We start from the raw sequence: 26,387 nt of genomic DNA on the forward strand, positions 1-26,387 counted from the left end.
GCCTTCAGGCGGGGGCCAAATATCATTAAAATCAGGCCATGCAAACAACAGCGCTAGATCCCTACCAAAACATACCGCGCGATGCTGTCGTGACCGTAAGCGACTATGCAGACGGTGAGCTGTTCCCGTCGCACATCCATCAGCGTGGACAATTCGCTTATGCCGCACGCGGTGTCATCACTATATTCACCGACGAAGGCAACTGGGTCGTTCCGCCCCTGCGCGGCATATGGGTACCGTCCCAGCGACCTCACGCTATGCAAATGCGTGGCCCTGTCACGATGCTCAACACCTATATCCGCAAACAGGCTGCGCAGCGCCTGGGGCTACCGGCTCATTGCCAGGTTTTCGACGTATCGCCGCTACTGCGGCAATTGTTGGAGAAAGCCATCGATATTCCCGCGCGCTATGACAAAAGTGGACGCGATGGCTATCTGATGGGTTTGTTGCTGCACGAGATTGCCGGGATGCCTGCGCTATCGCTCAATGCGCCATTACCGACTGAACCTCGTCTTGCTCGGGTATGCCGCGATTTCTTGGCCCACCCTTCGCTGGAGATCGGCATCGATGACATGGCGCAGCGCACCGGAATGAGCCGCCGCACCTTTACCCGCCACTTTCGACTGCAAGCTGGCATCAGCTATATCGAATGGAGACAACAAGCTTGTCTGCTTGCGGCAGTTGTTCGACTTGGAAACGGCCAGTCTGTTACGCAGGTCGCAATAGAGTTGGGGTATAGCAGCTCAAGTGCATTCGCAACGGTATTCAAGCGTGTACTGGGTGAAGTGCCCAGTCGATATGTCTCAGAACAAAAGGTGTCGGTGTCCAAATTCGACCAGAAATACAGCGCGCCGCCATCACCTTAGTGCTGGAATCTGGAATCGAACAACGCGAGACGTTAACGACAGCGGAAAAATGTCGGACCTGGTTCAAGCCATTATTCCGATACGCCTTGGTGAAGGTTGAGGGGCTTGACCAAAGTTCCGCGTCGGACCTTGATGTGGTAGCGCCCCAAGCCCCCTGTCACACAATCCCCCCCTTTCTCCGTATGAACGAGTTGCCTGCGCCCAGGGTTTTCCCGAAACATTGCGCAACCTCATAGAGGTATCGCCCACCGCCGACCTGACTGACCTTACATTCGACAAATCACCTTCATCCATACGAGACGGAGATTGTACGGTGGTCCTCGCGCTGTCTCGACCAGGTCGCGTCGCCATCTACGCCGATCACTTTGATAGTCCGTTCAGCCAGCGCCCGCAACAGCCAGCCTTCGCCACAGCCCAAGTCAAGCGGCGGTGGGGGGGGGGGCGCTTGCTCGCGAAAACTGCAATGCCCGCGATACAGATTCTGACCAGATATCAATCCAACTGATGCCGATAAGGCAAGTCCGGCCCGGTCTTGCCGCAGGTCAGGGCGGCAGCGCTGACGGCGAAGGAGAGCATCGCGTCGATCTGTTCGCGACTCAAGCGCTGCAAACCTTCCACCGAATCCAGCTGCTGTTCGGTCAGCCAGGCGATCAACGCCGCTTGGAAGGTGTCGCCGGCGCCCACGGTATCAGCCATCACCACTGCGCAGGCCGGCGCCGACCAACTGCCATGGCGGCGGCTGAATACCGTTGCTCCCTGGCCGCCACGGGTGAGGAATACCAGCTGGCAGCGGTGTTCCAGCCAGCCATGGATCACGCTCTGCGGATCACGCTCGGGGTAGAGCAGGTTCAGGTCCTCGTCGCTGACCTTGATAAGGTCGGCATGTTCGACCAGAGTGTTGATGCGTTCGCGCCACAGTTCGATATTCGGTTGCGGGTTGAGTCGCACGTTGGGGTCGAGGCTGATCAGGCGTTTGCCGCTTTCCCGGCGAACCAGGGCCAGCAGGGTGTCGGCAATCGGCTGCACCACCAGCGAGAACGAGCCGATATGCAACCCACGCACCTCAGCGCCTAACTCAGGTAAATGCCCCGGCAACAGCTGGCGATCGGCACAGCCTTCGCCTCGGAAACTGTAATGCGGCGAGCCGTCGGCACCGACGGCGACCATCGCCAGGGTGGTCGGTGCGTCGAAGTCCTGCAGGTAGTCCGGGCGCACGCCTTCCTCCTGCAGCACTTGCTGTAAACGCCGGCCGAGGTAGTCGCTGGACAGCCCGGCAAACAGCGCGACGTCGATGCCCAGACGGCGCAAGCCGACCGCGACGTTAAACGGCGAACCACCGGCAATCGCTTTGTAGTTCACTTTTGAAGCTTGAGCGTTGACGTCGTTTTCACTGAAGAAGTCGAACAGCGCTTCACCACATACCAGATACATAGTCATTCGCTCTTTAAAGGTTCGCTACAAGTTATTGATAGCGTTCGTAGGCCTGTTAGCGTTAAAAAGCTAGCCAAGCAAAGTTGGTTAACGCGTGATTCTTTCTCAAAAGAGAGGAAGTGGGATCTTAATTTGTGATCGTGAAGTCAGCGATATTGCTGGCCGAAATCACAATGTCGGCATTCGGAAGGTCGTTGCGATGAACCTTTTCATAGGAAGTAGCCTCATCGAAACCCAATGATCGCCATCGATCAAGCAGGCGCGCTTCCAGGGTTCTGCGGTCAGCCTGCAGCATTATGGTGGCGTCAAAACAGTCTCTTAAGGACGACCATGGGGCGAGGTCTAATAGAAGGTAGTTTCCTTCCACGATGAGATATTTCACGTCAGAGGGAATCAACTGTCCTGCAGCACGGGATATCTCCAGGATTCGATCGAATACCGGAACGGCAATCACTGGTTCGTTGTTCGCACGAAGCCTCAGCAGCAGACTCCTGAAGCCACCCACATCGAATGTATCAGGTGAGCCCTTACGATCCAAAAGGTTCAAGGATCCAAGAACCGCGTCATCGTAATGAAAGCCATCCCCGGGAACGACAACTGCGCTCCCCGGCATAACGCTATTAAGAGCCTCTACCAAGGCCTGAGAAACGGTGGACTTACCGGCACCAGGCGGCCCCGCTAGCGCAACGACAATTCGATTACCAGACAGAGCCTTAACGTAGTTGAGTAGCTCTGTGCTTACTATTGTGTTTGTTTTGGTGAACATGCCAAATCTCTCCTCAGCAGCCGTCGCTCAGGTTTCCCGTAGGTTCGTCCCTTTAGGGATTTTCATGCCGTTCGGCCGCTGCGAGCACCTCGCAGCAGCCATTCCCCGCATGACAGAGGTGGCTAGAAACCCCTATGTCATTTGACTCAACCCCTCAGTGGTCAGTTGGTCAGTGGTCAGTGGTCAGTGGTCAGTGGTCAGCTTGCCAGCCTTTGTACTCCATGACATTGGCTCGTGTTACCAGTGAGGGTTGAAGCAGTACCGTTGTGCGTTCCAGCGATTTGCCATTCAGCAGGTCGTTGCCCATCGTTACGGCCTGTTGTGCCTGGCCCCAAGGGGACTGAGAGGCGGATGCCTGGATCTGTGTATCGCTTTTGAGCGCAGTCTCTATATCGGGAGCCCCATCCACCGAGGCGATAATGATGCCTTTGCGCTTGAGTTGTTTTGCTGCCAGGTCTGCACCTATGGCCTGGGGATCATTGATCGCGAACACCGCGTCGACTTTTGCAAAGCGAGTCAAGTCGCCTTGCATCACGCTGTAGCCACCTTCACGCGAGCCTTTGGCATCCTGATTATCAGACAGTATCTTGATATCGGGTGCCTGCGCGAAAACACTCTTACAGCCATTGACTCGGTCCAGGACTGCTGAGGTCTGCGTACCATTCTGGATAATAACGTTACCCTTGCCACCCAGTTTCTCAGAGATGTACTGACATACAATCCTGCCGGCTTCGACGTTATCGGTCTGTACCGTGGCGTTGGCACCTTGCACCATGACATCTACGCCCACAACCACTATGCCTGCCTTCCTTGCTTTAGCAATCGCAGGCGCAATTGCTACAGGGTCGACGGCGTTGACAAGAATCAAGTCTACGCCCGAAGAAATGAAGTTATCGATTTGAGTGAACTGCTTATTCAAATCGTAATCTGCCGACACTGAGATAAATTTTGCGGCTGGATTGATATGCAGTGCCTCGGCTTTGGCGCCATCTACCATCGCTACAAAATAAGGATTACCCAGCGAGCCAACAGTTATCCCAACGGATTTCAACTCTCGCGCTTGAGCGCTGCTAAATGCCAGTAGTGTACAAACAGCGGTAAATATTATTTTTTTCATGATAACTGTCTCTTGTTATTGGAGTGTGGGGGTTATATATGATTCAGGTTCGTGCACCTGACTGCCGAAAGCGATCGAGGGCTACCGCGCCGATGATGACAACACCTTTGATAATGTATTGCCAGATATCCGAAACTCCCAGCAATATCAGGCCATTGGAAAGTGTAGCGATAATCAGGGCGCCAATTAGCGTACCGACGATAGTGCCGACGCCTCCTGTAAAGCGCGTGCCTCCCAGAATAACGGCGGCGATAGCGTCGAGTTCATAAGACTGTCCCATTTGCAGTCCGTTAGCAGCCATCAGTCGAGCGGAAGTCATGATAGCCCCCACACCGGCCAACAAACCGGATAGGGCATAAGCAAATAACAGGACTTTCCAGACTTTGATTCCCGACAACCGTGCGGCCTCAGGATTACCGCCCACTGCGTAAATCTGTACGCCTAACACCGTACGTCGAAGAATAAGCCACGAAAGAGTAACCACGACTACCGCGATTACAACCAGCCATGGCACCCCGAACAACGTATCGTTTCCAATGTAAGCAAAGGACAGGTCAGGATTGAAAACCGTTTTGTCTTCGCCGATGAGGCGTGCGATTCCACGCATCGCAGTCAATCCGCCTAGCGTGACGATAAATGCCGGTAGCTTTCCAAAAGCGACCAATACACCATTGACGAGCCCTAGTAGCAGTCCGACTCCAAGCCCCGCAGCGATGGCCAGGGGAGCAAACCCCGGAACTTGCGATACCAATAGCGCCACTACTGCGGAAACAGCCAGAATCGAACCAACCGAAAGGTCGATTCCACCTGTCAAAATCACGAAAGTCAGACCTGACGCCAATACCACATTGATAGAGGCTTGCTGACTGATGATCGAGAAATTCTGAACCGAGAAAAAGCTCTCGCTCATCAGGCCAAAGCCCACACAAAGGAGTAACAGTACGGGCAGCATGCCCGCCACTCTCATTAGTTGGTGCATTTTATCCTGGGTGGAAGCTCCGGCGATGCTTCGTACACCAGGCGTGGTGAAGTCACTTGCTACTTTGCTTTGCAGTGGGGAAGTCATTGGACTAAGTCTCCGTTGGCTAGAGTCAACCTGTCGCTGCCTGTGGCAGACGCGATAATGGCTTCAGGTGTGATATCAAGACCGCTGTGGCCACCGAGTTCGGTGACAAGTTTACCTTCACACATGACCAATACACGGTCGGCAATTCCAACGATTTCTGGTAGTTCACTTGAAATTATCACTACGCAAACGCCGGATGCTGCTAATGCATTGATGATTTTATATATTTCTGATTTAGCCCCAATGTCGACACCCGATGTAGGCTCGTCGAGGAACAATACTCTGGGCTTCATCTCCAGCAGACGAGCCAACAAAACTTTTTGCTGGTTGCCTCCGGACAGTGCTCCAACATTGATATCTGAAGACGCTTTGATATTGAGTGCCTGGATTGCTTGTTCGGTACGTCCAGTTCCGGCCGTTCGGTCCACGAACCCCGCAAGTCGAGCATCACTTCCCACAACACATACATTGATATTGTCGTGGACACTCATGTCGAGAAAAAGGCCCAGTGCTTTGCGGTCTTCTGTCAGATAGACGATGCCTGCGTTACCTGCATCGCGAGGAGAGCGTATGACTACAACTTCGCCATCCATCTCAATCTTTCCGCCTGAGTACGCATCGACGCCTGCGATTAATCGGGCAAGTTCGGTTCTTCCAGAACCCACCAGTCCTGCAATCCCGAGAATTTCGCCGGCATACAGATCGAAACTGCAATCCTGAATTTTGAAGTCATCTGTAAGATTGCGAACACGTAGTATCGGTTGCTCGTAAGAGCACAAAGGACGCTCATGGGCGTAGAAGCCGGAAACATCGCGGCCAACCATCATCCGGACCAGGGTTTCAGCTGACAGCGTGACGCGATCCAGCGAACCAACGTAATGACCGTCCCGGAGCACCGAAACAAAGTCGGACAATGCGTATATCTCGGCCATTCGATGGCTGATATAGATGATCGCGACGCCATCATCACGTAGCTGGCGAATCAATGTAAAAAGACTTTCGGTCTCTTTTGTGGATAGCGGCGTTGTAGGCTCGTCCATCACCAGGATTCGCGTATCGGCATGAATTGCACGCGCGATTTCAACAAGTTGTTGGTCCGCAATCGACAAAGTACCGACCAGTGCGTGCGGATCAAATGTGACGCCAAGCCGCTTTAGTACTACGAGCGCACCTTCGGTCATTGCCTTGCGGTTTATAACCCCGCATCGTCGAATCTCTCTACCCAGGTAGATGTTCTCCACCACGCTCATATTCGCGCACAAGCTGAGCTCTTGATAGATGACGGATATGCCATGGCGCTTCGCATCGTTCACACCATAGTTTCGAATATCACATCCGTCGATTCGAATAGTGCCACTGTCGGCGACATAGGCCCCCGATAGTATTTTCATCAGAGTGGATTTTCCGGCGCCGTTTTCGCCCATTAGCGCGTGGATTTGTCCAGGGAAAATACTGAGGTCAATGTCATGCAGGACGCGCACCCCATTGAATGATTTCGAGATGGAATGCATTTCCAATAGGGCAGGAGGGGGGCTTTCAGATCCAGTGCTCAGCATAGCTGTTAACTCCTTATCTACCGATTTGAGAAGCAGTTGAAACCTCTCATCGGTGTTCTTGTTCGAGCAACATAGTCGAAAGGAAAGCGCTTGCGCAAGCGCTTTCCTTTTCGTTCGGGGAATTCTCCAAAAAGCACTTCCATGTCCATCCCCTAGGGAAGCCCCGACCAAAGAGGACATGAATAGGATGTTAGAAAAGCGCTTGCGCAAGCGCTTTCGTCTCGGCTATGCTTTTTTCAACAAGCGCTGCTGCGTCCATTAATTGGTTCGCAGGACGATCGCTACGATAATAAAAAGGAGTGCCCGGCTATGCTGCATGGCGGATTCCAGCATCTCGATTCACAGACTTCAGATGTGCTGCGCACCTCGGTGGGTCTTTCACGAAATTGCGGGTTCGTCCCGGCATCAATTCCGAGAGCCATCGACGCATTTTCTCGCCGTGAGCTTTACAATAGGTAGCAACTGGACATGAGTTCAGCGCTATCCATCAAATCACGTGAGAAAGGAGTGATACACAGTGGGCGCAAAGATGAGCGATGTCGCGAGAGCCGCGAACGTATCAATGTCTACGGTATCTCATGTACTCAACGGTACTCGTAAAGTACATCCTGACACCGTCCGTAGTGTGAATCAGGCTGTAGAGTCCGTAGGCTATATTCGAAACTCACTCGCTCGGTCTCTGGCTCGTTCCTCTTCGGGTTCGGGTGCTATCGGCGTGGCGATTGCTACGCTTTCAAACTATTATTTCAGTGAAACAGTACGAGCCATCGAAGCGGCGTGCGCGAAAAGCGGTTTGATGATGATACTGGTCAATACGCAAAGAGATCCGGAACAGGAACTTAAAGCGGTCAAGGCACTGCATGAGCGACGTGTTGACGGGATTGTACTCGCCTCGGAATATGATCCGGAAAATCGGGTATTTAATTACTTAAAAGCCAACAAAATACCCACGGTTCTCATCGATCGACTTCTCTCGACGTCTTTCGATCAGGTAGGGGTAGAGAATAAGCACTCATCTCAAGAGTTGATTGCACATTTGATTAAGCTGGGTCATCGGCGTATCGGGATGGTATCCGGACGATTGACTCAGTCTTCTTCTCATGAGCGAATTGACGGCTACCGTGCGGCTTTAGCTGACGCTGGAATTGAGTACGAAGATCAATTGGTTTGCTGTGGTGAATCGGCGATTGCACCGGCAATGGAAGCCACGCGCCGTTTGCTATCGCTAGAGCACCCGCCCACCGCAATAATGACTGCAAACAACTTGATGACCATTGGTGCAATGCAGGCTCTTCGTGAAGCGGGGCTTGAGGTGCCAAAGGATATCGCGCTGGTTGGCTTTGACGATTTCGACTGGGCGGATGCTTTTAGCCCAAGACTGACAGTTGTAGCGCAACCTCTCGAGGAACTCGGAGCCCAGGCTGTGAAGCTTTTATTGAAGCGTATCAAGCAACCTGAGGGTAGACGTCAGACTATTAGATTGAAACCCTCTTTAATCCAGCGAGATTCTTGCGGCGCTCCAAAATGACTGTACTCAGGGTTTCGTCCTGAGGATCTAGCGGTGCAGACGTGAATTATTTGATGCTTGTCCACGTCTCGCCGTCTGGATAATTTTGAAACTAAATGACTGGCACCTGGTTTCCACTTGTCGTGCACGGATATGCATGTTTGCAGTGTTTTCTGCTTGAGTGCCCCCGCGTTCGGTTTTGTTTTCTTCAGGTTTCAATGATTTCGTTATAGAGATAGACATTTATTTGAATCGCGATGGAGAACGCTGGCCCTCGCGGGAGTAAATCCGATAATGGGTCGTAACTGCACAATGCAGGGCTTATTCCTGTGATGGCGCTTCTGCGTTTGCAGAATTACAAAACGCCCACATTTGAATGGCAAGAAAAGAGTTGATTGAGACGGCACAAGCCGTATTGGCGAAGAAGGGCTGAGCATGAATAACTACAACAAAACGAATGATGTGACTGCACTGCCGGCATGGCGCAATCTGCTCGACCATCGGGAGAGCATGAAAAATTTTAGTATGCGCGATGCCTTTCGAGATAACAGTAAACGCTTTCAAGACTTTTCCTTGGCGGGCTGCGGGCTTTTTTTGGATTACTCCAAAAACCTCATCACTCACGAAACGCGTTCATTGCTTGTAAACCTTGCTCGCGAGGCAGGCGTGGAACAGGCCGCGCGTGCCATGTTCAGTGGAGAGAAAATCAACTGCTCCGAAGGGCGCCCAGTGCTGCATACGGCGCTGCGGCGACCAGTGGGGGACGCTTTGATGGTCGATGGTCGCAACTTGATGCGCGATGTGCATGGAGCCCTGGCGCAGATGACTGACGTTGTGAGTCGTATCCATAACCATCTGTGGCGTGGTTACAACGACAAGGTCATCACCGATGTCGTAAACATTGGTATTGGTGGCTCATTTCTGGGCCCGGAGCTTGTCTCTGAGGCGCTGGCGCCTTTTGCTCGGCATGGGGTGCGGTGCCATTATCTAGCTAATATCGACGGCAGTGAGTTCCGAGAGGTTACAGCCGAACTGAACGTAGAAACAACGCTGTTCATCATCTCCAGCAAAACCTTCGGTACTCTTGAAACCTTGAAGAATGCACAAGCTTCTCGTAGCTGGTACTTGGCTAAGGGCGGAACGGAAGAGAAGCTATATCGCCATTTCATTGCAGTGACCAGTAATCGCCAGGCAGCGCTGGATTTCGGTATCCGTGAAGCAAACATTTTTCCTATGTGGGACTGGGTCGGTGGCCGTTACTCACTATGGTCTGCAATTGGCCTGCCGATTGCGCTGGCCATTGGCATCGCTAACTTCAAGGAACTGCTATCCGGCGCGTACGCTATGGATCAGCATTTCCTGAACGAACCATTGGAACAGAACCTTCCTGTTCTTTTAGCAGTACTCGGCGTTTGGTATCACAATTTTTGGGGTGCGCAAAGCTATGCTTTCTTGCCCTATGACCATTACCTGCGCAACTTCGTTAAGCATCTGCAGCAGATGGACATGGAGTCAAATGGCAAAAGTGTTCGTCATGATGGCACGTCAGTGACTTGCACCACGGGCCCGGTAATCTGGGGCGGCGTGGGGTGTAACGGACAGCACGCTTACCACCAGTTGCTGCATCAGGGAACGCCTCTGATTCCAGCTGACTTCATTGTGCCTGTGGTCAGCCACAATCCAGTGGCTGATCATCAGGAATGGCTGTACGCCAATTGCTTGTCTCAAAGCCAAGCGCTGATGTGGGGCAAAACCCGCAGTGAAGCTGAGGCAGAGCTAAAAGCCAAAGGCCTTTCATCCAGTGAGATTGAACGACTGGCACCGCATAAAGTGATCCCCGGTAACCGGCCAAGCAATACAGTTGCTCTTGAGATCATCAATCCACATAGCCTTGGTGCGCTGATCGCCCTTTATGAGCACAAGGTCTTTGTCCAGGGCGTAATTTGGGGAGTCAATTCGTTTGATCAATGGGGCGTGGAACTGGGCAAGGAGCTAAGTAACAACGTCCATAGCCTCCTGACTCGCTATGACGCGCAACCGGCTGATGATTCCTCGACGCAGGGTCTTATAGATTTCTTCCGAGGACGTCATCGGGGGTAGAGCCTTATAAGATTGGACGGGACTAATGCCTTATCGTTAGCTCGTCTGGTCACTTTGCGCCGGCAATGCCTGGATTCTTCTCATTGGTTCAGCGGTGCCTTTTCTATTCGATTTAACTTGGTATTTCCCTTTCGAGAACCGGTGCGTGGGAGTTAACCGCGTACTTTGATTAAAAGCGTGCTGTTCGCGTCGGCCTTATCCAATAAATATAACAAACAAAAGGTGTTATGAATGAACGTTAAAACTCTCAGCGCAGTTCTGGGTGCGTCCTTTGCTGTCGGCTTTTTGCCCGTTGACGCGTATTCAACAGACTTCAGTGGTTATTTCAGAACCGGAGTTGGAGATTCGACTCAAGGAGGGAAACAGTCGTGTTTTCAGCTACCGGGCGCGCAATCCAAATACCGTCTTGGCAACGAATGTGAGCAATATCTGGAGCTGGATTTGCGCCAGGATCTGCTTTCACTGGACGACGGCTCGGTGGTCAGCGTGGAAGGCATGGCACAGTTTTATAACGAGTATGGCCATGAACCAAAATTTGACGGGGAGCACGGCTATACGCGGATGAGTCAGCTCTACGCTGAATGGAGCAAGATGCCGGCATTGAATGGCGGTTCTTTCTGGGCGGGCCGTCGTTACTACAACCGAAACGACATCAATATTTCCGACTACTTCTACTGGAACCAAAGCTCAACAGGCTTTGGGTTCGACCAGGTCGCATTGGGAGATCTGAAATACAGCTACGTGTTCTCACGCAAGGACAACGTCTTCCAAAAGGATTTTGTTACCCGTCATGATGTGACCGTCAGCGGATTCAACACAAATCCCGGTGGCGAGGTTCAACTGGGCGTCAGTTATCTGGACAAGCCGAGCCGCGAGAATGCTCATCAGGGCTGGTCGGTGGTTGCCCAGCACAAGCAGGTCGCGTTTCTTGGCGGAGTCAACAAGTTCGCTGTTCAATACGGCCGAGGGCCGGGCACCGCATTGGGCTACACCGGTGATACCACGTTGGATGAGAGCAACAAGAGCTGGCGGCTCGTGGAGTTTTTCGACTGGCAAATGACTCATGCTTTTAGTGGTCAAGTTGAATTGGTCTATCAAAAAGACACGCGCCCTGATGGTGATGATCAGAACTGGTTATCCATTGGTGTTCGGCCAATTTATGCGTTCACGGACCAGTTCAAGTTGATCACCGAAGTTGGGCGCGACCAGGTTGAAGCTGCAGACGGTACCCGAAAACTCACTAAGTACACCATCGCGCCTACCTGGTCACCGAAGGGCCCGGGATTCTGGGACAGGCCGGAATTTCGTCTGTATTACACCTATGCTACCTGGAACAAGGCTGCGCAACGCGCCGCCAGCTTGCAATCTCCGGGATCGGCGTTGTCTGATACCGGTGCGTTTGGTACAGACCTGCAAGGCTCCAACGTAGGTGTTCAGATCGAGTATTGGTGGAAATAAATCCTGAAATGACAGGGCTGACAATCAGCCCTGACCTGCTTCAACAACTGCGGATAGCGAGGGCAATCCAACGCTTCCTCTCAAACAGGAAGGGAGTGGTGAACCGCGAGAGGAAGTGAGCGAGTCAGAGGGTGCTGAACGTTGTGACGTTCAGCACCATACTCGATCGAACATTGTTGAAGCTGTTTCAGGCGAGTCACTCAGAGTGAGAGACAACGTCACCATCCTTTTATCCGGTGATCGAGTTTGTAATTGCGCACTGATGCACCGGCGCGAAAGTCACCTAGGCCGCCGCTTCGTCGCTTCTTGCAGCTACATTCGAATGTATCAGCTCAAATATTCGTCCAGGTTGCTGGATTCTTCTGCAAAGCGCTCGATCAGAAATTCGAGAAGGGCGCGTACGCGAGGTGCCATATACCGGTTACGTTGATATAGGGCATGTACCGGCGCGTCCTCAGACCGCCACTGCGGCAATAGAATCTTCAAGCGTCCTGCTCGTAGGTCTGCGCCAATATCCCACATCGATTTCATTGCAATGCCGTAACCGTGAACCGCCCACTCTCGAGCGACCGCGCCATCATTCGTCTCGCGAGCGTTTGCAAGCGGGACCCTATAACTTTCGACTTTGTCATTTCGGGTAAAGCGCCAGTCGTTTGCAGGCCCGGCGACAGAGTTAAGGACAATGCAGTCGAAACGTTCCAAATCCCGTGGATGTTCGGGTGCGCCGTGTTTTGCCAGATATCGAGGCGATGCACACAGCACGCGCCGATTGGGTGCCAGGGGGCGGGCAACGAAGGAACTGTCCGGCGGCACGCCAAATCGGATGGCAAGATCAATATCGTCTTGCAACAAATTCGACAGCGAATCCGACAGCACCAGCGCGAACCTCACCTCAGGGTATTGCGTGTTGAACTGGTCAAGCCAGCTCTTTAGCACGTTGCGACCGAAATCCGAGGTTGCGGAAATTCGCATCTTGCCACCCACAACGCTTTTCCCAGCTTGGAGAAAGGCATTGCCATCGTCGAGTGCCTGAAGTGCCTGCTGGCAATAGGACAAATACGTCCGCCCTTCATCCGTCAAGCGCAGGTGGCGTGTCGTGCGCTCGAACAGGCGCGTATGCAACACAGATTCGAGCTTAACCAGGCGCGCACTCGCGGCAGCGGGAGATAGCCCGAGCTTGCGGCCTGCAGCCGACAATCCACCGAGATTTGCAGCTTCGACAAACAGCCTGATGTCGCCTAGGTAGTCCATGATATTTCGAAGTTTTTTGAAAGTTATTCAAATAATACGTCAATTATCAAATTGAAGAGAGCTATGCAAAATGGCGGCATGAAAAAACAGCCAGAGTCTCGTCATGAAGCTTGACCATGCAACGATCGTCACCGGAGACCTCGAAGGCGCATCCGGCGTCGTCATCGAACTGGTCACCGATCAGCAATCAGTCATCCCCTGAGCAGCCGAGCCTTTATCAAACGGCGGTTCGACCGTGTATCCCTCATTACCTATCGATTGGAGAATCCTCATGTCGCTTTTGCCTGTTGCGCGCCTGACCCGCGCAAGTTGTTGGTTACTCACTTCCCTGGTCACCGTCGCGCTGACCCCCGTCTTCGCCGCGACCGATTCGCTCGTCCAGCCCCGCACTGTGATCGTCGACCATAGTCTTGCGAAAACACAGGTCGAGGCGCAGATCCTGGCCGCACGCCGCTATGGCACGTTCTGGACCACCGGCGACGAAGCTCTCGCGCGCGCCGCCCTGGCACCCGACTTCAAGGATTCAACACTGCCGCCAGGTCGCCCCCAAGGCATCACCGGGCCGATCGCGGCATCGAAAACGATGCATGCGGCTATTCCCGATATCCAGTGTGAAGTGGAGCAGATGATGGTGGTTGGCGACCGAGTCATCGCTCATTTGCGTTTCACCGGCCACTTTACCGGCCAGTTCAAGAACGTCCAGGGCAGAGGGCAGCCGATCGACTTCATCGCGACCGATATTTATCGCGTCGTCGAAGGTCGCATCGCTGAGAACTGGCATCTCGAAGACAATCTGACCCTGCTGCAACAGCTCGGCTTGATTGCCAAGTAAGGAGATTGCACTGATGAACATTGACCATGAACCCATTGCTGACGGCCCGAATACATCGGAGCAAGTCAGCCGCCGGACGTTTCTCAATCGAGCCGGGGCGGCAGCAGGCGTCCTTGCTGCGAGTGCGGTGTTCCCTGCTACCGCAGCCGCGCAAGCTGCACCCTCCACGTCAAAGCTCGTGGCTACGCCACGCCATGGTCAGTTCTGGCCTGACGGCATTCGGCTGGTCATTTCCATTTCCATGCAATTTGAGGCGGGTGGACAGCCGTCCAAAGGTACGGACAGTCCTTTCCCCAAGGTAGATTTTCCGCCAGACATTCCATCGGATCTAGCAGCCAATACCTGGTTCGCCTACGGTTATCGCGAGGGAATTCCACGCATGCTCGATCTGTGGGATCGCCACCATGTCAAGGTGACCTCGCACATGATCGGGGAGGCCGCTCGGCGGCATCCCGAAATCGCAAGAGAGATCGTTGCGCGCGGCCATGAAGCGGCCGGACACGGTCCTCGCTGGAGCTCCCAGTATGCGATGAGCCGCGAGGAGGAGAAGCAGTTCCTCATCCAGGCAGCCAGCATGGTCGAAGAAGTCACAGGCCAGCGACCGATAGGCTACAACTGCAACTGGCTGCGGCGTGGTCCGAACACGTTGTCGCTGCTACAAGAGTTGGGCTACGTCTACCACATCGACGATCTGAGTCGCGATGAGCCTTTCATCGAACAGGTCAACGGCAAGGACTTCGTCGTGGTGCCATATACACTGCGCAACAATGACATCCTGCTAATCGAAGGCCGCAACTATTCGCCGACCCAGTTCCTGGAGCAGATCAAGCTGGATTTCGATCAACTCTACGAAGAAGCCGGCACACGCCGCCGCATGATGTCGGTCAGCGCTCATGACCGCATCAGCGGCTCGCCGCAGATGGTGAGGGTCTGGGACGAGTTTCTGCGTTACGCCAAGAGCCGGCCGGGGGTCGCATTCATGCGCAAGGACGAGATTGCACGCTACATCCAGAACAGCCCGCTGACTCCGCGCGAAGCTGAAACACTATAAAAACAAGCTTTCTGCCAGCGGCGCTTTGGACAGCGGAGTCAAATGACCGCTCTTGGGATCTATACGGTAGCCCAGCACCTGAAACGGCTTGACCCGCAAGGCGGCAAACAACACTTTGCCGTCGGGGGTGATGGCCATGGGGTGACCTGATCACCGGCGTTGACCGTTCAATCAGGCTCAGCGCGCCGTTGTGCAGTCCGGCGCGCTGAAAAATCTCAGCTTTAGATGGTGACGAATATTCTGCGTTGCAGGGTGGCAGCGGCGGCGAGTCAATAAAAAGACTCGCATCGTCAGCTTCCCTCCGCGGCCTCATCAAACTTCAACCGGGCAGCTTCAACCTCAGGCAATTTGTCGAGCGTCCATTTATGCAATTCGCGAAATGGCTGCTGCAGTGTTAGACCAAGTGGGGTGATCTCATACTGCACTGCCACGGGCGAGAACGAGATGATCTGGCGCGAGACGAGACCATTTCGTTCCAACCGCCGTAGGGACTGTGTAAGTGCCTTCTGAGTGACGCCCTCCAGGCGACGCCTGATGGCGTTAAAACGGTGCGGCCCGTCATCAAGTACCGCCAGAACCATCATCGACCACTTGTCTGCGATTTGGTCGAACAGCGCCCGGCTTGGGCACTCCGACGAAAAACATTGCGGCTTTAATTCCAGCATCGAAGTTTCCTCATGTATACCTAGGCGACTCTAGGTGCCTAATTGACATTAGGTCTACAAAATATACTTATGTGACTTCCAAAAGCAAATGGAGTCCATCCAATGTCAAAGCTTGATACCAGCGGTTTATTTCGTCCTCTTTCCATCCGATCGCTTGAACTGAAAAACCGGATTGTCATGGCGCCGATGACGCGTCTGTTCTCACCCGAAGGCGTCCCGGGTGAAGCGAGCGCTGCCTATTACCGGCGGCGGGCAGAGGGAGGTGTCGGGCTGATTTTGTCGGAAGGCACCGTGGTTGATCGCCCAGCATCACGCAATGATTCCGGCATCCCTTTTTTTCACGGCGAAGCGGCGCTGGCGGGGTGGAAAAACGTGATCGATGCGGTCCACAACGCTGGCGGGCGCATGGCACCGCAGATCTGGCACACCGGTGCCACGCGTTACATCAACGACTGGGAGCCTGATGCGCCAGTGGAAAGCCCGTCGGGCCTTGATTCGCCAGGTGACCTGCGTGGTGTGGCGATGAGTGAAGAGGACATTGCCGACACGGTAGCAGCGTTCGCCAAGGCCGCAGCGGATGCCAAACGACTGGGCTTCGATACCGTTGAGATCCACGGAGCCCATGGTTATCTGATCGATCAGTTTTTCTGGTCTGGTACCAATCTGCGCACCGACCGCTACGGCGGCCCGACAATCAAGGAACGCTCGCGCTTTGCCAGCGAGATCGTATCTGCTGTTCGTCATGCTGTTGGCCCTGAATTCCCGATCATCATGCGCGTCAGCCAGTGGAAGCAACAGGACTACGGCGTACGCGTCGCTGAAACACCAGCTGTGATGGAAGACTGGCTGCTGCCATTGGTCGAGGCCGGTGTCGACGTCCTGCACTGCTCGCAGCGACGTTTCTGGGAACCTGAGTTTCCCGAAATTGACGGTGAGAACGGGCTGAACTGCGCGGGCTGGGCGAAGAAAGTCACTGGAGCCACAACCATTAGCGTCGGTTCGGTTGGGCTAGATAATGATGTTACTAATGCCTTCGCCGGCAAGGGATCAACCCCTGCGAGTTTGGATCGGCTTGTCGAGCGCATGGAGCGCGAAGAGTTTGATCTGATCGCTGTAGGGCGTGTTCTGCTAAGTGACAAGGATTGGGCAACCAAGGTGGAAAATGGCGATTACGCAGATCTGAAGGGCTTCAATCCGGCATCTTTAGCCGAATTGGTTTGAGCCTTATTACGGAGTATGGAAAGTGTAATGTTACAAAGGTTTTAGCCTGAAGAAATCAGAGGTCTCGCCTCGGATTTTGCGAGGTCGAGTCGTAATCTGTTGTTGAGTGCGCCCTGACTGTTTCAATGACCGAACATGTTAAGGCCACTCAACCCCCACGCAAACAGGATTGCGTTGCAGTGTGGCCCGGGAGTTTATACGCAGGCTACACAGCGTCGCTAATTAATGTAGCGCTAGATTCTTCATGGCGCGAGTGGGCACCGTGTCATGGCGTCCATGTTTGTGCGTCGCGGGGCATCCACCAATTGGAGCTGCAAGGCTGCGGCGAAAAATGCATCGGCGACTAGGCTAGCGGAGCAGGCAAGCCGAGATGGACTGTATAAAACTCGTGGCTTTCCTCAGCATTCATATTGCTCGTCGAGGCTGGCACGAAGCGCGGGCCCGAACGCTTCGGGTCCTGGTCAGCGGGGCGTCAGCTACTCGCTGGTGACTTTAAAATCAGAGGCAATGGGGTCGATGTAAGCCGACTGCAGGTCCCGCTCCGGGATCTCCCAGATGATTTGCTTGGGCGGCGTTTCTTTGTAGGCCGGGTTGTTGAGGTAGCTGTTTGCCGCGCCAGAGAACGCTCCGCCGTCTTTGGCGAAGTTACCCACGGGGGCGCCCAGTGCCTGCTGCAGAAACCCTGCAAAGTTGGAGTTGCGCGAGAATGAGGTGCCGATGAGCGCGGTGTTGGGGAGATCGGCATCGCCAAAGAGGTCTGCCTCAGTATCAGGGCTGTCGGCTGACGCAACGGGAAGTTCGTGGGTGCTGGTTTGGGCGACCATTTCGGGTGCGGGTTGCCAGTTAAGCGGCAGCCAGTCGATGCCCGCCAGATGGACCAGATCGCCAGGTCGCACCGCGAGCGGGGCATGACTTTCGTTGAATGACCTGCGTGGCGTTGCGCTGATGCCCAGGGTCTTCAGGCGCTGGGTGATGGCGTCGGCCGCCGCCTTCGCGCCGGATTCGCTCCAGTGCGTATCGGTGCGCAACCAGGCACTGGCCCCCAGTGGCATCAGCGCACCGGTGAGGTCCAGATTCGGCACGCCACCCACATCTAATTTCGAGGCCCAGGTCTGTATGCGCCCTTCGAGAACGGCTGGACGGTGCAGTGCGCAACGCTGCCCGGAAGCGATGCGGCTCTTGTCTGGAACGATGACCACCAGCAGGCTGATGTCACGTTGGGAGAGCTGCTGCTTCAGATCAATCACTGCCTGGACTTTGGCATCGGCATTGCGCTGCGCTTGATCATTGACCTTGAGCTCATCGGCCAAAAACAACCAGTCAGTACAACCCGAGCGAACCCTCGGCCCGGTGTCACCGAGGAGCAGCCAACTGGCACCGCGCTCCAGCTCGGCGAAGGTCGTGGGGAGTTGAGCGTTCGACAGTTCCTTGGCGATCCGATGCGTGATATCGCCGTCAAGAATCTGCGGGGGCAGCACTTTATCGGGTAGCGAGATTTGCCCTGAGACAATCAGACGGCCAGAGGACAGCAGTCCGACGAACAGGAATATCAGCAGCGCCACGCCTGCCAACCGACTGCTGCGTGTCGCCAAATCATCTGGCGGAGTGGGGGGCGGGGTGTGCTTTAGGTTCGTCATCAGAATTGGAAGTACAGGAAGGGTACGGTTTCGCGACTGGCGATCAGTGCGAACGACAGCATTAAACCGGCGATGGGCCAAAGAGCGGCAGTGTAAAACGCAATGCCGCCCAGTTGTTTCTCACAGTAAGGGCGCAGCAGCGGTGCAACGATTCCGAACACACCCAGCAAGCCCGCAAGGCCGTGTACCGGACGCAGGGTCGCGGACAGTTCATCACCGAGGGCGATGCCCTGCAGGCCGAACTGTCCGGCATACAGACGTAGCGCGCTGTGAAAGTCGGGGGCGCGGAACAGTGTCCAGGCCAGGCAAACGAACAGCAGTGTCAGCCCATGGGAAAGCACCGGCGGTACCGGGGACAGGGTAGAGCTGTTCCAGGCACGATTCACACACAACGCAATGCCATGGGCGCTGCCCCACAGCAGATAATTCCAGCTATCGCCACCGTGCCAGAGGCCGGCGATGGCCATGATCAGGAACAGGTTGCGATAGGTCTTCCAGGTGCCGTTGCGATTGCCACCCAGCGAAATATAGAGATAGTCACGTAACCAGCTGGACAGCGAGAGGTGCCAACGACGCCAGAAGTCCTGGATGCTGTTGGCCAGATACGGACGGTCGAAGTTCTCGGGAAAGTGAAAACCCAGCATCAGCCCCAGCCCAATCGCCATGGCACTGTAGCCGGCGAAGTCGAAGAACAGTTGCAGGGAATAGGCAAGGCAGCCAACCCAGGCGTCGGAGAAGCTGGGGCTTGGCAAACTGAACGCCACATCGACCACCGGCGACAGGGTGTCGGCCACCAGCACCTTCATGCTCATCCCTACCATGAACCGGCGTGCGCCCAGCGAGAAATTCTGCAGGTTGAAGTGACGCTGATTCAACTCACGCCGAACCCAGTCATAGCGAATGATGGGGCCGGCGACCGAGTGGCCGAACATCGAAATATAGGTGGCGTAATTAATAAAGCTGCGTTCGACCGGCACGGTGCGGCGGTGTACATCCACCAGATAGGAAATCGCCTGCAATACGATAAACGATAGCCCGGCCGGCATGATGACCCGCTGCCAGTCCAGCGGCATGGCGCCATACCAGGTGACGGCATCGATCAACGTGCCGGCGACAATGTTGGCGTATTTGTACCAGCACAGCACCGCCGTGTTGAGCACGATCAGCATCACCAGTAGCCGCACGCGGCCCTTGCCTTTTTCCCGCGAGGCGTCAATCAGCAAACCGCCGACCCACGCCGTGATCGTCAGCACCACATGCACTGCGAGGAACCGGGGGCTCAACCAGCCATAGAACAGCCAGCTGCCGATCAGTAGCGTGACGTTGCGCCAGGCGGCTGGGCACACTGCATAAGTGCACAAGAACAGCGGCAGGAACAACGTAAGAAACTCGAGAGAGGCAAAAACCATGGTGGTGGCGCGATCCGATCAGTGGGCCAGGACGTCAGTTGCGAGCAACAGGTGCGGACCCTTTGCGCCAGGTAGCAGCACAACGCTGTAGCGCTCGCCGGCCTTGAGCTGGCCCAGGTCAAGCGGGGCACCGACGTTGGTTTGGGCGCAGACCAATTGAACCGACAGGCTGACCGGGTTGATCGCACGACGTTGCACGCTGCCGTCGGCCACCTCCTTGAACAGGTCGGCGTTCTTCCCCGCAGCGCGCAAACCGGCCTGGGTGCACGCTGGATCGGCGCTGATAAATGCCAGCGAGGCTCTCAGGCTATTGAAGTCGTCGGGTTGCTCACGGATGACGACCTGGCGGATACCTTGAGCGCTGTCTGGCAAAGCGATCACGCTCGCGAATTCGCCTGCTGCCACCTGGATGTCCAGTGGCTGGCTTTTGCCGTTGCGTTCCAGGGTGCCCTTGATCGGCTGGTTGGCGGGCACGGGCAGGTAGTCGGACACGGCATTCGAGCCTTCCAGTTTGAGGCTGGCTCGAGAGCCTTCGGCCAGCAGCTGCAACGGTTGGTCAGCAGCGTTGATAAAGCGCAGGAAGGCCGAGTCCTGATCCGGGCCTGTCGGGTACAGGGCAATGTCGGCGGCCTGGGCGTGCAGGCTCAGCATCAAGGGCGCGAACAGCGCCCAGCCACATGCGGATCGGCTCATTTACCGGCTCCTGTGCTGCTGACGGTGTTGGCGGGCAGTTTGGCCAACGCACCGCCAATCGCAGTGCCCCATGCTTGATAACCGGCGACGGTGAAGTGTTGCCCATCGGTGGTGATCCACTGCCCGGGTTTGGAGAGCGTCAGCGAATCGATGTAGGTGCAAGGCGCCACGTTCGCGGCCAAAAACTGCGACATCAACTGGGTGCGGGCATCATTCTTCTGGTACATGCCACCGGCTTTGCCCCAGGCCGGGCCCACCCAGGCGCAACGGGTCCCGGTGGCCGCGATGGCCTTGGCCAGGCCGGTGACGCTTTGCCATGCCCAGGCCTTCGGAAACACTGGTTTGTCATAGGACGCCATGGTGTCGCCGATGACCAGTACCACCAGGTCGGGTTTGTCGGCGGCGATCAGGTCCTGGATCGGTGTGGTGGTTGCCTCGCGTCCTTTGATCACGATCTTGTCGTTGCCTTTGCGCTCGGCGCCGCAGTCGACCTTTTTGCTGATCAGCCAATCGCTGGCGCTGGCACCGCAGGCACCGATGGAATGAACCAGGGCGCCTTGGCGAGTCAGGTTGTCGTGCAGCGGCTCCAGCAAATGGTCCGCGAGGCTCATATGGCTCTCCCCAAGAACAAGGAGGGACAGGCCGGCAAGGGCAGAAGTGGGCATCGAAAACTCCAGAATGATCAGTTGGAATAAGGCGAGGTGTACGGGCTGACCGGCAGGCTCATGGGGCCGCTGATATCTTCGAACTGGTAGCGCAAAGACAGGGCGCCGCTGAGTTGTTGGTAGTCGTGGGCGTTGTCCAAGCCCAGATTGGCGCCCAGCAGGAAGTTCGAAGCGACCTTGTATTCAGCCGCCGCGGCGACGCTGTAGCCGATCCCGGTTTTGTTTTGCCCTTCGTAGCGCAGCCCCGAGGCCGCTTGCAGGGCTTTGTCGTTGGGGAAATAGTCAGCGCTGTCCTGCTCGAAATGCTGCACGCCGACCGAGCCTTTGACTTGATACGTCAAGCGCCCGGTGCGTTGTGCCCAGGTCACCGGAATGCCCAGGGCGAAGAACGTCTGCGGGCTGAAATAGCCGCCGTGGCCATAGGTGAAATAGTCCTGATTGTTGGCGTAGCTGATGCCGGTCATGCTCAGGCCGACGGTCAGCTTGCTATCCGTTGCATTTTGCAGGTACCAGTAGACACCGCTGCCCAGCTCACTGCGGCTGTTGGACTCGACATGGTTGCCCAACAGCTGGTGCCAGGAGGCGTAGCCATAGGCGCCGACTTCGTTGTCGTCAAAGCTCAACTGGCCACGCCCGCCGTTGGCGGTCACGCCGCCCCAGGACTGCCCGCTGCGTTTGTCCGTGGTGCCGGCAAACGAGGTGACGCTGTCAGTCACCGGACGCCGGGAAACGCTCACGCCGTAACGGACATTAGAGGAGTCGCTCACGGGGCGATCAATGCTGATGCCGCCAGTGGCGGTGGTGTATTTGAAGCCGAGCGGGGTGGTGCCCAGATCAGCTTTGAACCCATCCGCAGGCCGTTGAATAGCGACGGAAAGGCCGACACCCTCGGCTTTTTGCGAGCCGACACCGTCGCTCTGCGCACCGCTCCCAAAGCGCGACAGTGCATCGCCGCTGACACTGCCAGCGTTCAGCGAGACGGGCGTCACGCGCAGGGCGACGCGGCTTTCATCCAGCGGGATATTGATTTCCAGCGGTGTTTCAACATCGGTCAGTTTGCTCAACCCCGACTCACTGTTGTTGCTGCGAATGCTCACGCCCTGGGTGACGTAGGCGCTGCGCTCCTGAAGGATTCTATTCAGCGCCAGTTGCGCGGGGCTGATGTCCTCGCTCACCAGTGCTGCGCGCGGCAGCTGCGACTCGAATCGATTGCTTGCCTGCTGTGGCCGTGGCGGGGCGTCGATGCCAAAAGGGGTGTGAGACCTCACGCTGCCCGGCATCTCCTGAACCGGTGGCGGGATCGCTGCCAGCAAGGTGTCGCGACTGACCTCGCTACGTGGACCCGAAATCCCGGCAAAAGGGTTGGGCGCCACCGTCGAGCCGGCCAGTTGGCCTCCCTGGCTCCTGCGTTTCTCGCTCTGTTCAATGGCCACCGCTTTGCGCAGCAGATCGGTCGCCGTGCCGGTCTGGCCCATGTTCTGGTAGCGGCGGGCGGCCTCTGTCAGCGTTTGAGGGTTGCCGGATTCAGTCTTGAGCAGCTGTTGCAGCGCCTGTTCGGCAAAGGCCGTGTCCTGTGCCAACACCGCCGCGTCGGCAGCACCCAATAGCAGTTGCGGGTCGTTTGGCTGACGTTGTAACAGTGGTTTGTAAAGTTCGAGGGCTTTTGCCGTGTCGCCGTTGGCCGAGTACATCCGCGCCAATGCCGCGACGGCCGCGCTGTCACCGGGACGTTGTGCCAGTGCGGGTGCTAGCGTGTCATAAGCGCTGGCCAGATTGCCTCGTTCACGCAACTGGTCAGCCTGGCGGATGCGATAGCGATAGAGCAGGTCGTCGAAACGCTTGCGAGCCGGCGCATTCAAGGGCCTGTTCTGAAGGTCGCGCAGAATCTCGTTGACCTGTGCGTCTTCTCCGGTTTTAAGCAGGACCGCGGCGTATTGCAGGATGAAGTCTGCCGAGGGTGCCGTGGTGTTTTGCAACTGACCGCGCATGAGGGCCAGCGCACGGGTTGGTTCGCCGATGTCGACATAGGCCGAGGCCAGGTTCGCCGTGCGATCTGGACTGTTGTTGGCCGTCGGCTGAATACGATCGAGCAAGGTCAGGGCTTCCTGGCGCTGGCCGCGCTTGCCCAACTCGATCGCTTGGCTGAGTTGCAGGTTGAGGCTGACATCAGCGGCCAGCGCGTCCATGTCCGGGGTGCGCTGGTCGGGGCGCAAGCGTCCCAACGTTGTCTGGGCGGCTTTCCACTCACCCATCTGCACCGAGAGCAAGGCGCTGACGTAAAGCGCATCGGCATTGTCGGGGCGGGCCTGGAGCATGGCGTTGATCAGGTCCCGAGCCTTTTGCGGTTCGCCCATCGCCAGGTTCAGGCGGGCCAGGGCGAAACGTGTCCAGATGTTGTCCGGCTCAACGCGCAGCGCGTCTTGCAAGGCGTTGCGCGCCGCGGGCAGGTCGTTGCGTTGTTCGGCGAGGGCGGCCAGTTGCGTCGCGCGCAAGGCTTGCAGGCGTGCGGACTGGCCGATCTTTGCCTGTCCGGTGGCGGGCAGGCTGTTGATCAGTTGAAGGGCTTCATCGTTCTTGCCGCTCTTGAGCAGCACATTAACCAGCCCTTCCTGTGCTTGAGGGTCGTCGCGGCGCTGGTTCAAAATCTGCCGATAGTTGCGCTGAGCGTCATCGAACTGGCCCGCGTTGGCCTGAATATCCGCCAAGGCGAGGCGAGCATCCACCCCGTTTGGATTCAGCCGCAGCGCCTGGTTGACCAAGACCTGTGCCTGGGCTGTCTGGCCTTTGGCCTGGGCGTCGCGGGCCTGCTGCAATGCTGACCAGTAGCGCACTTCGTTCAGCGCAACTTGCCAGCGGCTGCCGTCGTTTTGTCGTGTGGCCTGACTCAAGAGCTTTTCCGCTTCGGCCAGTCGGTGTTGCTGCTGGCGAATAACCCCAAGGCCGCCCAGCGCGTCAGCATCGTCGGGCCGGCTTTTCAAGCGTGCTTGAAAAGCCTGTTCGGCGGTGGCCTGATCGCCTTCTTTGAGCGCCTTCAGGCCGCGCGCGACTTCGGCAGGCGGTTGCCATTCCTTGCTGGCCGTCGTTGCCACCTGTTGCTTGCCCTTGTTCATCTGCGCCCGGATTTCCACGTCATCCGGATGCGTCTTGAGGTACGCCTCGAACAACGGCACTTGTGCCGGATTGGGCGGACCGATCCAGGTCAGCGCCAGGCGCCAGCTTTCGTCGGCATCACCGGCAATGTCGGCACGCTGGGTCAGCGCGGCCAGGGCGCGAATACCCTCGGCACGGCTGTCTTCACGGCGCACCAGATGCTTGGCGTAAAACAGCGCGACGATCGAGTCGTTGGGCATCTCACGTTGCAGGCGCTCAAATCCGCTGCGTGCTTCAGCCCATTCAGCCTGATTGAAGGCAAGGTTGTTGTAATACTCGCGGCCGATCGTGCCTTGAGGTGGACGGCCATCGAACAGCGAGCGAAACACTGCAGTTGCCTTGTCACGCTCACCGGCATCGACGAGGCGCCGAGCCTCGTCCAGACGCTGCTGGTTCTGCGGTTGGGCCACATTGATGTCCTGCGCCAATTGCAGTGCCTGCCGAGGCGGTGGCTGGATGGCCTGCAAGCGGGCGAGGTATTGCTGTGCCTGTTGTGGCTTGCCCTGTTGCACGCCGATCAAGCCCAGGCCATACAGTGCGTCAACCTGGGCCGGGTCCAGCAGCAGGACTTTGAGCCAGACTTCCGCAGCGCGTTGAGGGTTTTTGTGCAACTGCCAGTACTGCCCTTGCTCGACGAGTAATGCCTGTGGTGTCGGACTTTGAGCGTGTGCAGCAGCCGTCCATGCGCTCATGACGGCGATGGCTAGCGTGCGGTGGTGCGCGTGCATGCGGTCTCCCAGGAGAGTTTCAGCGTTCCGTCTTCCCGGAATCGGTAATGTTTATCTGCCCATCCGAGGGCGAACAGGCTGAGCATGAAGTTGTAGTAACGCGGTGGACCGGCTTCGCCATCAGGCCTGGCCAGTGCCTCGTGCAAGGCGAGCTCCACCCGGCGTCGTTGCTGATCGGCCAACCCGGGTTGGCCCTTGGCCTCAAGGTAGGGAATCAGTGCCGCCCAGAATCCGAACGGGCTCTGACCCTGAACAGTGCCATGGAGAACCTGGACTGTTTCTGGGGGAGAACCCGTTGCGACAGTGCTGCGGGCCATGCCGTCCAGCCGTTTGAGCAGGCGCGCTGCCAGCAGTTCGGAGGTATCGCTCATGCCCAGCCAGAGGTACACGCGAATGGCATCGTAGCTGCCCGTGTCGCCGTGGATCGGGTCGCTTGTGAAGGCACCCGATTGCGCTGAAGTGCCTTGATAACCGACCCAGTCAGCGACGAAACCGTGGCGGCTTGATTGGGCAATCATCATCGCGGTGTTGTTGGCAATCGCTTGCCAGGGCCCGGAGGGTGCTTCCTTGGCCAGCCGTCGTAACAGTGGCAGTGGCAGGTAGCTGGGGTTCAGGCGCCAGAGAGCGTCCGGCTGGACGAAGCCTTGTGGTCCAGGCAACACCATCGGGCCCAGCCCGGGGAGCTTGACGACCAATTGCGCTTCAATTGTCGCCATCAGGTGCAGGGCGTCCTGGTGATAGTCCGGCCGATGCCACAGGCGTGCGGCTTCGAGCAAGGTGTAGGCGATCCACAGGTCGGCGTCGGCGGCCGAATTGGCGTCTTGCAGGCGCCACTGACCGTCCGTGCCTTGCCCCCATAACCAGCCCGGCAGGCGTGTGGCGGTGGCGGAGCCTGCGAGGTTGGCTGAGGTCCAGCGCCAGAGTTTGTCAAAGCGTGGCTGATCGTTGCCGATCAGTGCGAAGAGCATGCCGTAGGACTGCCCTTCAGAGGTGCTGTGATTGTTTTCCTGGCTCGATTCCAGAACCCGGCCGTCGGCCTGGACGAAGCGCGTTGCATAGGTTTGCCACAGTGGCCAGGCTGGCGACTCACAGGATTTCCCGGCCGCTATCGCAGGCGCCAGCAGGGCAAGCGCAAGCACAGCGCTCAACCTGCGCGTGTTACCGCGCAGGCACTGGCGAAGTGAAACACCTCGGCGGCTCATGGACGACACAGGCATG

20 protein-coding genes and 2 pseudogenes are annotated in these 26,387 nt (G+C 56.6%); 7 read left to right on the forward strand and 15 right to left on the reverse strand.

The features are described 5' to 3' along the window. The first annotated feature begins 38 nt into the window (after positions 1-38). Positions 39-866 carry an AraC family transcriptional regulator gene (locus AB7M26_RS19165; protein ID WP_123494973.1) on the forward strand — a complete coding sequence of 276 codons (828 nt, stop codon included), beginning with the start codon at positions 39-41 and terminating at the stop codon, positions 864-866. A gap of 337 nt (positions 867-1,203) precedes the next feature. On the opposite strand, the pseudogene AB7M26_RS19170 reads toward AB7M26_RS19165, so the two are convergent. The 6 genes and pseudogenes from AB7M26_RS19170 to AB7M26_RS19195 form a co-directional block, all read right to left on the reverse strand. After that, positions 1,204-1,302: pseudogene (locus tag AB7M26_RS19170) on the reverse strand (methyltransferase domain-containing protein); the annotation flags it as partial. A 56-nt stretch (positions 1,303-1,358) separates the two neighbouring features. Next, on the reverse strand, positions 1,359-2,297 hold the full coding sequence (locus AB7M26_RS19175) for a carbohydrate kinase family protein (protein ID WP_123494972.1): 939 nt from the start codon (positions 2,295-2,297) through the stop codon (positions 1,359-1,361). 127 nt (positions 2,298-2,424) lie between these two features. Next, a complete protein-coding gene (locus AB7M26_RS19180; RefSeq protein WP_008145810.1) occupies positions 2,425-3,063 on the reverse strand; it encodes a nucleoside/nucleotide kinase family protein in 639 nt (212 codons plus the stop codon). Positions 3,064-3,253: 190 nt separating this feature from the next. Then, entirely contained in the window at positions 3,254-4,180 is a 927-nt protein-coding gene (locus tag AB7M26_RS19185) for an ABC transporter substrate-binding protein (RefSeq protein WP_123494971.1), read from the reverse strand. Positions 4,181-4,223: 43 nt separating this feature from the next. Continuing rightward, positions 4,224-5,246 (reverse strand): ABC transporter permease subunit, encoded by a 1,023-nt coding sequence (locus tag AB7M26_RS19190; protein WP_123494970.1) that lies wholly within the window; start codon positions 5,244-5,246, stop codon positions 4,224-4,226. Next, the gene (locus AB7M26_RS19195; protein ID WP_123494969.1) at positions 5,243-6,802 is read right to left on the reverse strand and encodes a sugar ABC transporter ATP-binding protein; all 1,560 of its coding nucleotides are present in this window, start codon (positions 6,800-6,802) and stop codon (positions 5,243-5,245) included. The genes AB7M26_RS19190 and AB7M26_RS19195 overlap by 4 nt, the downstream gene beginning before the upstream one ends. Before the next feature lie 517 nt (positions 6,803-7,319). Here AB7M26_RS19195 and AB7M26_RS19200 point away from each other — a divergent pair. The 3 genes from AB7M26_RS19200 to AB7M26_RS19210 all read left to right on the forward strand — a co-directional run bounded on the left by AB7M26_RS19200 (position 7,320) and on the right by AB7M26_RS19210 (position 11,867). After that, positions 7,320-8,330, forward strand: a complete 1,011-nt coding sequence (locus AB7M26_RS19200; protein WP_008073818.1) for a LacI family DNA-binding transcriptional regulator — start codon at positions 7,320-7,322, stop codon at positions 8,328-8,330. A 414-nt stretch (positions 8,331-8,744) separates the two neighbouring features. Then, entirely contained in the window at positions 8,745-10,409 is a 1,665-nt protein-coding gene (gene pgi / locus AB7M26_RS19205; RefSeq protein ID WP_123494968.1) for a glucose-6-phosphate isomerase, read from the forward strand. Between the two features lie 231 nt (positions 10,410-10,640). Further along, positions 10,641-11,867: a maltoporin gene (locus AB7M26_RS19210; RefSeq protein WP_123494967.1), complete on the forward strand. Its 1,227-nt coding sequence runs from the start codon at positions 10,641-10,643 to the stop codon at positions 11,865-11,867. A gap of 327 nt (positions 11,868-12,194) precedes the next feature. On the opposite strand, the gene AB7M26_RS19215 is transcribed toward AB7M26_RS19210, so the two are convergent. Continuing rightward, positions 12,195-13,118: a LysR family transcriptional regulator gene (locus AB7M26_RS19215; RefSeq protein ID WP_123494966.1), complete on the reverse strand. Its 924-nt coding sequence runs from the start codon at positions 13,116-13,118 to the stop codon at positions 12,195-12,197. A 271-nt stretch (positions 13,119-13,389) separates the two neighbouring features. Here AB7M26_RS19215 and AB7M26_RS19220 point away from each other — a divergent pair, with 271 nt between their 5' ends. Together AB7M26_RS19220 and AB7M26_RS19225 are read left to right on the forward strand one after the other, a co-directional pair. Next, positions 13,390-13,950, forward strand: a complete 561-nt coding sequence (locus tag AB7M26_RS19220; protein WP_123494964.1) for an ester cyclase — start codon at positions 13,390-13,392, stop codon at positions 13,948-13,950. A 13-nt stretch (positions 13,951-13,963) separates the two neighbouring features. After that, the gene (locus AB7M26_RS19225; protein ID WP_123494963.1) at positions 13,964-15,001 is read left to right on the forward strand and encodes a polysaccharide deacetylase family protein; all 1,038 of its coding nucleotides are present in this window, start codon (positions 13,964-13,966) and stop codon (positions 14,999-15,001) included. A gap of 3 nt (positions 15,002-15,004) precedes the next feature. Here the strand turns inward: AB7M26_RS19225 and AB7M26_RS19230 are convergent. Both AB7M26_RS19230 and AB7M26_RS19235 read right to left on the reverse strand, forming a co-directional pair. Continuing rightward, positions 15,005-15,260: pseudogene (locus AB7M26_RS19230) on the reverse strand (beta-propeller fold lactonase family protein); the annotation flags it as partial. A gap of 31 nt (positions 15,261-15,291) precedes the next feature. Then, entirely contained in the window at positions 15,292-15,666 is a 375-nt protein-coding gene (locus tag AB7M26_RS19235; protein WP_123494962.1) for a winged helix-turn-helix transcriptional regulator, read from the reverse strand. A 102-nt stretch (positions 15,667-15,768) separates the two neighbouring features. Here AB7M26_RS19235 and AB7M26_RS19240 point away from each other — a divergent pair, with 102 nt between their 5' ends. Then, positions 15,769-16,887, forward strand: coding sequence for an NADH:flavin oxidoreductase (locus AB7M26_RS19240; RefSeq protein ID WP_123494961.1), 1,119 nt, complete (start codon positions 15,769-15,771; stop codon positions 16,885-16,887). Between the two features lie 476 nt (positions 16,888-17,363). Here the strand turns inward: AB7M26_RS19240 and AB7M26_RS19245 are convergent, their stop codons facing one another. Genes AB7M26_RS19245 through bcsZ form a run of 6 tightly spaced genes read right to left on the reverse strand, consistent with a single transcriptional unit; the run spans position 17,364 to position 26,386 of the window. Further along, positions 17,364-18,524, reverse strand: a complete 1,161-nt coding sequence (locus AB7M26_RS19245; protein ID WP_123494960.1) for an alginate O-acetyltransferase AlgX-related protein — start codon at positions 18,522-18,524, stop codon at positions 17,364-17,366. After that, a complete protein-coding gene (locus AB7M26_RS19250) occupies positions 18,524-19,933 on the reverse strand; it encodes an MBOAT family O-acyltransferase (RefSeq protein ID WP_123494959.1) in 1,410 nt (469 codons plus the stop codon). Before AB7M26_RS19250 ends, AB7M26_RS19245 begins: the two co-directional genes overlap by 1 nt. A gap of 18 nt (positions 19,934-19,951) precedes the next feature. After that, positions 19,952-20,626 (reverse strand): alginate O-acetyltransferase AlgF, encoded by a 675-nt coding sequence (locus AB7M26_RS19255; RefSeq protein ID WP_123494958.1) that lies wholly within the window; start codon positions 20,624-20,626, stop codon positions 19,952-19,954. Continuing rightward, positions 20,623-21,291 carry an SGNH/GDSL hydrolase family protein gene (locus tag AB7M26_RS19260; protein ID WP_095631972.1) on the reverse strand — a complete coding sequence of 223 codons (669 nt, stop codon included), beginning with the start codon at positions 21,289-21,291 and terminating at the stop codon, positions 20,623-20,625. Before AB7M26_RS19260 ends, AB7M26_RS19255 begins: the two co-directional genes overlap by 4 nt. Positions 21,292-21,308: 17 nt before the next feature. Continuing rightward, the gene (locus AB7M26_RS19265) at positions 21,309-25,169 is read right to left on the reverse strand and encodes a cellulose biosynthesis protein BcsC (protein WP_429376168.1); all 3,861 of its coding nucleotides are present in this window, start codon (positions 25,167-25,169) and stop codon (positions 21,309-21,311) included. Then, positions 25,145-26,386: a cellulose synthase complex periplasmic endoglucanase BcsZ gene (bcsZ, locus tag AB7M26_RS19270; protein WP_123494956.1), complete on the reverse strand. Its 1,242-nt coding sequence runs from the start codon at positions 26,384-26,386 to the stop codon at positions 25,145-25,147. Before bcsZ ends, AB7M26_RS19265 begins: the two co-directional genes overlap by 25 nt. Position 26,387: the final 1 nt, after the last annotated feature.

Source organism: Pseudomonas sp. F-14 TE3482 (genome assembly GCF_053629455.1).

Bases quoted from the DNA above. Each gene is read 5' to 3' on its own strand.
- AB7M26_RS19265 (WP_429376168.1), bottom strand. From the start codon at position 25,169: ATGCACGCGCACCACCGCACGCTAGCCATCGCCGTCATGAGCGCATGG.
- AB7M26_RS19165 (WP_123494973.1), top strand. From the start codon at position 39: ATGCAAACAACAGCGCTAGATCCCTACCAAAACATACCGCGCGATGCT.
- AB7M26_RS19225 (WP_123494963.1), top strand. From the start codon at position 13,964: ATGAACATTGACCATGAACCCATTGCTGACGGCCCGAATACATCGGAG.
- AB7M26_RS19240 (WP_123494961.1), top strand. From the start codon at position 15,769: ATGTCAAAGCTTGATACCAGCGGTTTATTTCGTCCTCTTTCCATCCGA.
- AB7M26_RS19180 (WP_008145810.1), bottom strand. From the start codon at position 3,063: ATGTTCACCAAAACAAACACAATAGTAAGCACAGAGCTACTCAACTAC.
- AB7M26_RS19175 (WP_123494972.1), bottom strand. From the start codon at position 2,297: ATGTATCTGGTATGTGGTGAAGCGCTGTTCGACTTCTTCAGTGAAAAC.
- AB7M26_RS19190 (WP_123494970.1), bottom strand. From the start codon at position 5,246: ATGACTTCCCCACTGCAAAGCAAAGTAGCAAGTGACTTCACCACGCCT.
- AB7M26_RS19195 (WP_123494969.1), bottom strand. From the start codon at position 6,802: ATGCTGAGCACTGGATCTGAAAGCCCCCCTCCTGCCCTATTGGAAATG.
- AB7M26_RS19215 (WP_123494966.1), bottom strand. From the start codon at position 13,118: ATGGACTACCTAGGCGACATCAGGCTGTTTGTCGAAGCTGCAAATCTC.
- bcsZ (WP_123494956.1), bottom strand. From the start codon at position 26,386: ATGCCTGTGTCGTCCATGAGCCGCCGAGGTGTTTCACTTCGCCAGTGC.
- AB7M26_RS19255 (WP_123494958.1), bottom strand. From the start codon at position 20,626: ATGAGCCGATCCGCATGTGGCTGGGCGCTGTTCGCGCCCTTGATGCTG.
- AB7M26_RS19235 (WP_123494962.1), bottom strand. From the start codon at position 15,666: ATGCTGGAATTAAAGCCGCAATGTTTTTCGTCGGAGTGCCCAAGCCGG.
- AB7M26_RS19220 (WP_123494964.1), top strand. From the start codon at position 13,390: ATGTCGCTTTTGCCTGTTGCGCGCCTGACCCGCGCAAGTTGTTGGTTA.
- AB7M26_RS19210 (WP_123494967.1), top strand. From the start codon at position 10,641: ATGAACGTTAAAACTCTCAGCGCAGTTCTGGGTGCGTCCTTTGCTGTC.
- AB7M26_RS19185 (WP_123494971.1), bottom strand. From the start codon at position 4,180: ATGAAAAAAATAATATTTACCGCTGTTTGTACACTACTGGCATTTAGC.
- AB7M26_RS19245 (WP_123494960.1), bottom strand. From the start codon at position 18,524: ATGACGAACCTAAAGCACACCCCGCCCCCCACTCCGCCAGATGATTTG.
- AB7M26_RS19260 (WP_095631972.1), bottom strand. From the start codon at position 21,291: ATGCCCACTTCTGCCCTTGCCGGCCTGTCCCTCCTTGTTCTTGGGGAG.
- AB7M26_RS19250 (WP_123494959.1), bottom strand. From the start codon at position 19,933: ATGGTTTTTGCCTCTCTCGAGTTTCTTACGTTGTTCCTGCCGCTGTTC.
- pgi (WP_123494968.1), top strand. From the start codon at position 8,745: ATGAATAACTACAACAAAACGAATGATGTGACTGCACTGCCGGCATGG.